The 2,184-nt window shown below is 70.1% G+C and carries 4 protein-coding genes; 2 read left to right on the forward strand and 2 right to left on the reverse strand.

Translation table 11 applies throughout. The annotated features are described in order from the left end of the window. Both PMI14_RS35745 and PMI14_RS33235 read right to left on the reverse strand, forming a co-directional pair. Positions 1-207: hypothetical protein (locus PMI14_RS35745; protein WP_238541953.1), on the reverse strand; the 207-nt coding region annotated here is incomplete at its 3' end. A gap of 27 nt (positions 208-234) precedes the next feature. Further along, positions 235-993 (reverse strand): DeoR/GlpR family DNA-binding transcription regulator, encoded by a 759-nt coding sequence (locus PMI14_RS33235; RefSeq protein WP_007862290.1) that lies wholly within the window; start codon positions 991-993, stop codon positions 235-237. 68 nt (positions 994-1,061) lie between these two features. Here PMI14_RS33235 and PMI14_RS33240 point away from each other — a divergent pair, with 68 nt between their 5' ends. Beyond that, on the forward strand, positions 1,062-1,475 hold the full coding sequence (locus PMI14_RS33240; RefSeq protein ID WP_007862291.1) for a hypothetical protein: 414 nt from the start codon (positions 1,062-1,064) through the stop codon (positions 1,473-1,475). Next, positions 1,472-2,089 carry an NUDIX domain-containing protein gene (locus PMI14_RS33245; protein WP_007862292.1) on the forward strand — a complete coding sequence of 206 codons (618 nt, stop codon included), beginning with the start codon at positions 1,472-1,474 and terminating at the stop codon, positions 2,087-2,089. Before PMI14_RS33240 ends, PMI14_RS33245 begins: the two co-directional genes overlap by 4 nt. Positions 2,090-2,184: the final 95 nt, after the last annotated feature.

The raw sequence follows: 2,184 nt of genomic DNA on the forward strand, positions 1-2,184 counted from the left end.
CCGCCAGACAGTGGCTAGGAGCCTGTCGGACTTGGAAATCGTCGGCTGCAAATCGGCCGCAGCGGTCCATTTTTCACCGTTTTTTTGCTCCATAGCCTGGCTATGGGGCTGCAAATCCGGCAAAAACTGCCCTCGCTGAGGCCGATTTTCGCTTTCGACGCTCCAAGTCCGACAGACTCCTAGAAATCGCATGGCGGCATTGTGCATGCTGCGCGCCACCGCGCATGCGGGGCTTCAGTCGGCCAGCACGAGCTCCACGCCCGTGGCCTGCAAGGCCTTCTGGACCTGGGCGGGCGCCGCAGCCGGCACCACCAGGGCGCTCAGCTCCTTGAGTTGCGCGATGCCGAAGGGCGAGGCCGCGCCGAGCTTGTCGGTGGATGCCAGCACCACGGTTTCGGCCGCGCGCTGGTGCAGGGCGCGCTTGACGGCGGCCTCCTCGAAATCGCCGGTGGTGAGCCCGGCCTGGGCGTGCACGCCGGTCACGCCCATCAGGAACAGGTCGGCACGCAGCCGCCCGGCGGCCTCCACCACGCTGGCGCCCACGTTCACCATCGAGTGCCGGTACAGGCGCCCGCCCAGACTCAGCACCTCGATGTGCACATGCCCGGCGAGCGCCGTGGCCACGGCAGGGCTGTGGGTCACCACCGTGGCGTGCAGGTCGAGCGGCAGGTGCTGCACCACCTGCAGCGAGGTGGTGCCGCCATCGAGGATGACCACCTGGCCGGGCCGCACCAGCGCGGCCCCGGCGCGGCCCAGCAGGCGCTTTTCGCCGGGCGCTAGCTCCTGGCGCACCTGCAGGTCGCCCACGGCGGCCGAGGCGGGCAGGGCGCCGCCGTGCACCCGCTGCAGCTTGCCTTCGCCTGCGAGCTCGCGCAGGTCGCGCCGCACCGTGTCTTCGGACACGCCCCACTCATCGCTGAGCGCCTTGGCCACGACCTGGCCCTGCTGTGCGAGGCGCTGGAGGATGAGCTGTTTGCGTTGGGTGGTGAGCATGGGCGGGTTGGTTGCATGAAATTCAATGAAAATGCATGATACTGCACGATTGAACTGTGGAGAACCCCATGCCCGACACCACGGCGGCCGACCGCCCTCTGCTGGTACTCATTGCCGGCCCCTACCTTTCCGGCACCGATGGCGACCCCGAGCGTATTGCCGCCAACCGGGCGCGGCTGGAAGCGGCCGCTTTGCCCATCTTCCAGCGCGGCCACCTGCCCATGCTGGGCGAATGGCTGGCCCTGCCCATCATCCATGCGGCCGGCGGGCACACGCACGGGGACGCGGTGTTCCATGCCTACCAGTACCCCGTGGCTGCCCGCCTGCTGGCGCGCTGCGATGCGGTGCTGCGCCTGCCCGGCGCCTCGCGCGGTGCCGACATGGATGTGGTCCGCGCGCAGGCCCTGGGCCTGCCGGTCTACCACCACATCGAGGAGCTGCCCGTGCGCGAGGCCGCTGAAGAAGAGGCCGTGGCGCCATGAAGCGCCCCGAAGCGGCGCCCTTGCCGGGCGATGCCGCCGATGTCCGGCTGCTGGGCGCCGACCTGCTGTCCGACAGCTGGTACACCCTGCGCCAGATCCACTTCGAGCTGCGCCGCCGCGACGGCCAGTGGCAGCGGCTGAGCCGCGAAGCCTATGACCGGGGCAATGGGGCGGTGCTGCTGCTGTGGGACCCGCTGCGCCGCACCGTGGTGCTGACCCGGCAGTTCCGCCTGCCGGCCTTTCTGAATGGCTCCCCCGATGGCCAGTTGATCGAGGCCTGCGCCGGCCTGCTCGATGGCGATGGGCCCGAGGCCTGCGTACGCCGCGAGGCCGAGGAGGAGACCGGCTACCGCATCCGCGCGCCGCGCAAGCTGTTCGAGGCCTACATGAGCCCGGGTTCGGTGACCGAGAAGCTGCACTTCTTCATCGCCGAGTACGCCCCCGGCGACCGCGTGCGCGCGGGCGGCGGCGTGGTGGAGGAGGGCGAGGACATCGAGGTCATCGAGATGCCCCTGGCCGAGGCGCTGGCGGCCATCGCCTCGGGCCGCATCCAGGACGGCAAGACCATCATGCTGCTGCAGCATGCGGCGCTGGCTAGCGTGAACACCCCCTGAGTCGCTTCGCGCCTCCGTGCGTCCGCCAGAGGCGGTCGCTCTTCAGGCACGTCCAAGCCTGCGCAGGCAGGCTTGGAGCCGCGGCCCTCAGCCCC

Origin of the sequence: Acidovorax sp. CF316, assembly GCF_000276605.1 — a bacterium.
In the GTDB taxonomy this organism is placed as follows: Bacteria; Pseudomonadota; Gammaproteobacteria; order Burkholderiales; family Burkholderiaceae_C; genus Acidovorax.